The organism is Rhodopirellula maiorica SM1 (assembly GCF_000346295.1).
GTDB lineage: Bacteria > Planctomycetota > Planctomycetia > Pirellulales > Pirellulaceae > Novipirellula > Novipirellula maiorica.
Genome location: NZ_ANOG01000334.1, coordinates 1 through 5,636, shown reverse-complemented (window position 1 = coordinate 5,636; position 5,636 = coordinate 1). Strand labels below are relative to the sequence as shown.

Genomic DNA, 5,636 nt, shown 5'->3' with positions numbered 1-5,636 from the left:
TTTGACTCGCGTGGCCGAAAGTCTCTGCGACTTTCGCTACAGTGAATTCGCGTTTCCTTCTAGGGAAAATTGCTTCACAACATTCGCCCAAGCGGCTAACGGGATGCCACCCAATCATTCCTACCTGCCTGCTTTACACGCGAACATTACTGGGCCTGGGCACCGACGAGGCGCGATCAATCGCATAACTTTCGACGCCAAAAATACGAAATGATCAGACCGATGAAACCGGCGACCGACAGCCATCGCACTGCCCCGGTTTCAAAAACGATCGTCGCAGATACGACAATTGCTGCCGTGAACCAAAAAACAGCCTGATCGACTCCCGGCCATCGCCGCCGGCGGATTACCATTGCGACCGAGTAGCCGATCCAAACGGTGGCGAAGGCGAAATTGACATACACACCCCATCCAGCACGGATCCCTGTGACCCGCTCCGACTCGTCCGCGATCGCTTCGATCGCTGCAGCGTGGCTCCAGCCATGAGCGACTCCGTAGCTGGCCAGAACATGCAGCGCGATCATCAAGCTCCCGAACAGCCAAGCGTAACGGTAGACAGTTTCCCACATCCCGCCAGAATCTTGCATGCTGCGGCCTCGGGCGAAGCTACCGACAAACCAGCCAACCAGAGCAAGCCAGACCGGAACGTCAATGAGGAAGTCGCTGAGCATTACAAACCAAGGGATCGGACAGGTATCAGGAATGCCCCGCAGCGGACACCGTACACGATTGTCGCTTCAGTTACTGCAGAACATCCGCGAAATCAATTCGCGCCGCCACGCTCATCCAAGCTACTGCTCAGACACACGTTTGCACACCAGTTTCGACTGTCATTGCCCAGAAATCGACAGAACCGGCGACGAGAATGCTTGTTTAGGCCGCCGAAACCGATCTCACGATGATGCATATCATTGCACCAACGCAGATTCTGCTTCCAGTGAAGCGTTTCTCAGCGGAAGTTGCATTAACCCGGTCACGAATTCTTGACTTATGCGGTTGCACTTTAAAGTGGAGCAACGGGACTCTGGCAGATGACGGTCCATGCCACCAACTCAGAACGCAACCAGGTGTTTTTTTGCATAGACCTATCCCGCCTCGGTCGCGCCATTGATAGGACTTTGAAGCTGTCGAAAGTGACTTCGGCATTTCCGACTGAGATATCTTAAGCCGATCATTGGATCGCGTCGGTGTTCATCGCCAATGAGGCAAATAAACATCTCCTCAACTTATCATTAGCTCCAACTTGCTCTTTTTCTGGGTTTTGAGATACTTTTGAAAACATTATCTCGAGAACGTAAGAGCGGCAACGATGAATCCAAAACTGGTTTTGACTATTGCTGGGGTTGGGTGCGTTGGCAAAGGATCACTGATTGACCGCCTCCAATCGAACGAACACGGGATAAGAGAGCATTTGGGGGTGATTGGAAAACCAAAATTCTTCGCTAGCAGGGCCCACACACGATCAGGTCTGACGGCCTATAGACCTAGACACGAAATGTTCCAACCCGAGTATCCAGACACGATTGTTTTTCGCTGGCAGGAGAAAGACCACAATCTCATCCAGATGCTCTATCAAGCTCACCCGAATGCGAATCATCGCGTAATCCTTTTGTGGCGTGAGCCAACCAGGCATCAATCCGACATCGAAAGAGTGCATAACACCGAGAGAAAGGTGAAAGACGTTTGGAAGTCGTACAAAAAGCGATTTCAACCTAACAGAGACCACTGGAAACGGCAGTGGCCAGAGGGTCTCAAAGCGGAACTATACGATTCGACTGACTACACCTACCGACCAATGAATTGGCACGAGGTTTAGCAATTTTGTAGTCACTTGCTAGTTTGAGCGGAAACCGACGGGAACAATCCCTAACGTTTCAACACCTTCTGACAATTCACACATAACCGACAGATCGATTTCACCACGTTTTGAAGGTGCTCCGGTTGGATCGACCCGCAGACGTTCCGGCGTCGACCACCGGAGAATCGCCGGACTGGTCAATACAACGGCAATTAAGTCCAGGAACCTTTTCTTCTCCAGGAACCTTTTCTTCTCTGGTCGATGTAACCGCATCTCGAATCTGATCGCAGTCTCGTGCATCAGAGTTTCACGCTAACGCGGGTTAGTGCCGTAGGACCTATGCATTCGGTTTACAAACCACGTCCCGTGTTTCGAGTGAATCGCACTTGACGACGGAGTTGTCAGCATCCCATCGCCAATGAGGATGGAGGCACGAGTCAAACCATGCTTGTTTGTCCACCTCAGGCGGATTCGTCGTTTACCAATGTGTCAGCGATAAAACGCAGAATGCGTCAGAGGAAAAATTGGGCCACAGTAAAGGCTAGGCCAGATCTCTTCCTCGGAGTCGTTTCTCAATAGACTTACTCCCATTGCCTACTTTGCTTCAATCAGAAATGAATTTATGCTTTTGCGACAATCTTCACGATTCTAGGATCAGATATGAGTTATTTCAAAGTTGCCTTTTTAATAGCCACACTAACGTTGGTTCTATTGGCAACTTTGTCTACAGCGTTCGTTTGGTTTTGGCGTCGACGCTACACAAAAGAACGTTTTGCGTTTGCTGCTCTCGGCACAATCGGGTCATTAACTCTCGCACTAATCGCTGCTATAGCAGGGAAGGCTATGCCGTGGCACGTTGCATCCCTGTTTATTGAATGGTTTACGGGAAAGAAGGTTGAACTGCCGTCACCGGATATTGCTGATTACGGTTTCCTAGTTTGCATCTACGCTATCGGTATCTGGGCCATCAAGGGAATCTTTGAAAGGTGGGATGGAAACGTCAGCGAGCGACACTATCTGCTTGAACAGGAACGTACACGCCTAAACCTCGCGGAGGAAGGAATACGCGAACTAACTCGCCTCATAAGGCGTGAGGAGCCACCGACGCCTTACCAATCTCAGAAAGTCGGTTTCGTTGCGCCTCTCGACAGCGTCAAGACTTTAGCTCCCTGGCGTGAGCGGGCGAGAGAACTATTCAAGCTCAAGAATCCTTCAATCACAATAGATTTGTCATCGGACTGGCATGAGGAAGCCAATTGTTGGATAGGGCGGCACACAAAAAATGGAAATTGTGTTGGTCTCATTTGCGAGAATTTTGCACCCGGCAATAATATGCTGTTGAAATCGGCAGCCTATGCGACTGCAGTTGCTGACCGTCAGGATCGTGGAATAGAGCTAATACTCGCTTTGGAAAATGGACCACCTAGGATATATAAATTCTCAGGAGTCTCTATTCGCGTACTAACCGAAGACGGAATGCTGAGCGACCTGGTAAATTGGGATGACTATCTATCGGATGTAACAAGTCGTGTTGAACAACAGAAGCTTCCTGATTCAAAGTTGACACTTTCAGAAGTCTGTGTTTCTGCGGTCATCAAATCGGCTTATCCGAAGTCAGAACATACCGAGGATTTTGAAGATTATATCGATGAGTGGGTTGCAGACCACAGTCAACGACAACTGGCGCTTCTTGGCGACTACGGGCAAGGAAAGAGTACGGCCGCGCTTTTGCTAACGTACCGGCATTTACGAAATCCCGATAGTTTTCGTATTCCCATACATATTGAACTTCGTGGTGCAAGTCCCCGAAACCTCAGTCCCCTTGAGATGCTCGGTGCTTGGGGCGCTCGCTACAACATCAGCGCGAAAGCACTAATGCAGCTCCATGCAGCAGGGCGACTGCTGATCATTTTTGAGGGATTCGATGAGATGTCCCTCATTGGTGATGCGGAAATGCGTCTCGATCACTTCAAGACGCTTTGGCAGTTTTGCTCTCCGAAGGCAAAGATATTGATTACCGGACGACCTAACTTCTTCTTTGACGAAGAAGAACTCATCGCGTCGTTGGGAATCTCAGTCCCAATTTCGGGGAAGCCGTATTGCCAAGCACTGCGTCTCGAACCCTTCGACGTTGATCGCATGCATCTTGCTTTGCGCAAACATGACGAGGCAGCGCGAACTCAGATTTGCGAATTCGCGACGCAAAATAGCGAGTTTCGCGAGCTGGTTTCACGACCCTCATTGCTACACATCGTCTCAGTTTTATGGACTCAAGAAAAGCTAGCGGAAAAGCTTGGCACATTGAGCTCAGCCTACGTTATGCGACTTTTTGTTCAGCACAGTTATCGACGGCAAGGGTTAAAGGAAGATGCGTCTCCCGGCTTTATGGCGCTCACCTCGTCGGAGCGTGAGTATTTCATGAAGGGCATCGCAACCTTTATGGTTACCAAGCGTTTGCAAAATCAAATAACTGGTGTACACCTAAAGGATGCGATAGACACGTTAATTGACTCCATCCCTGAATCAGTTTCGCTGACTTCCTCGGCTTTATCTGGTGAGGTTCGAGAACCGTTGGCGAACCGGATCGCTGCTTCCGAATACGGCCGTGATCACGTTCATACAGACGTTCGCACATGCGGACTATTGGTTGACGACCCAGCGGCCACAGGCTGTTTCCGGTTTGGACACAAATCTTTTATGGAATATTTGTTTGCGGAAACACTACACAATAGTGTCGCAGAGAGCAACTCACATGTAGACATATCTTTGTTGAATGCTTGCAACGCACGCGCGGCGGACATTGCGTATCTTCCCGTGTCTATTACGTTTCTTTCAGAGTTACTCTCCGAGGAGTCACGTACCTCTCAAAAAAATGAAGCTGGAGTTGCTTCGACATTGCTTCGATTAATGCTAGGCCCAGGTAAAATTAACTACTTCTTGGGGCGGTGTATACTTCCGTCGCTTATCTTAGTTTCCAGGATGCGATCGGCTTCACTGTTGTTGCGAGTTTCCGTTTTTGCGTTCGGACTCTTCAGTCTTCTTATTGCTGCTGTGGTTTTAGTTCGGGGCGATGGGGGTTTTCAACGAACATCAACCTTTTTAGCTAGCTTAGTCACTGGCTCAGTCGCGAGTGGAATTATTGGTGCCGTGCAAGCGAGCTTACTGATGCGAATGCGGAATCTACGCTACCGCAGCAGAAGCCGAGATATTATCGGTGCGATAATCGTTTGGAACACAGTCTGCAGAAAGCTTGAAATTGACGACGAAGTGATGCACCTTGTCGCTGGAGTTGGGTGGATACCTTGGTTCAAAGGAAAGCCATTTGACTACTTCTTAGATCTGACTTCAGGAGACTTCCCGTCGTCCTAGCGAAGGCGAATGAAAAGGTCCATCACGGTTTGGTGTGGGTCGGAGAATACTCCGCATGGTGCCTGGCTTTGTGTTCGGCTTTCCGCCCGTTGGCGTGTGGCGGATGGAGTCATTGACGAACCTGCGATGGGACCAACTGGTGAATAAAAACTCGCGGATGTTGGACAAACGTCTGCGTCGAAGGAAGCAACCAAATTCAAGTCGTTGGCGTTCATTGCAGGACGGAGGGCGATACCGCTGCTGTGACTGTGTCGGCCTCCGGCCTAGTGGTGATAGGTCGCTCGTAGATCCGTTGGCTTACGCCAACGGCAGTCTGTGTGTCGGCCTCCGGCCTGGGGGGCATTCTCTATTGATTTAGCGGTCTTGTTGTTGGGCTAGGGAGCACTCGGCGTGGATCGAAAATCCTGGGAGACCTTCTGAATAAATCAAAGTGCAAATCGTGGGTCGTGCACCGTGGGCCGCAAGGCAC

At 50.1% G+C, this 5,636-nt stretch carries 3 protein-coding genes; 1 reads left to right on the top strand and 2 read right to left on the bottom strand.

Annotation, left to right across the window (positions count from 1 at the left end; translation table 11 throughout):
- Positions 1-176 precede the first annotated feature (176 nt).
- Both RMSM_RS10890 and RMSM_RS10880 read right to left on the bottom strand, forming a co-directional pair.
- Positions 177-671, bottom strand: coding sequence for a hypothetical protein (locus tag RMSM_RS10890; protein WP_008695331.1), 495 nt, complete (start codon positions 669-671; stop codon positions 177-179).
- A gap of 1,163 nt (positions 672-1,834) precedes the next feature.
- Positions 1,835-2,098 carry a hypothetical protein gene (locus RMSM_RS10880; protein ID WP_040765641.1) on the bottom strand — a complete coding sequence of 88 codons (264 nt, stop codon included), beginning with the start codon at positions 2,096-2,098 and terminating at the stop codon, positions 1,835-1,837.
- Positions 2,099-2,458: 360 nt separating this feature from the next.
- Here RMSM_RS10880 and RMSM_RS10875 point away from each other — a divergent pair, with 360 nt between their 5' ends.
- Positions 2,459-5,167 carry an NACHT domain-containing protein gene (locus RMSM_RS10875; protein WP_008695321.1) on the top strand — a complete coding sequence of 903 codons (2,709 nt, stop codon included), beginning with the start codon at positions 2,459-2,461 and terminating at the stop codon, positions 5,165-5,167.
- Positions 5,168-5,636 lie beyond the last annotated feature (469 nt).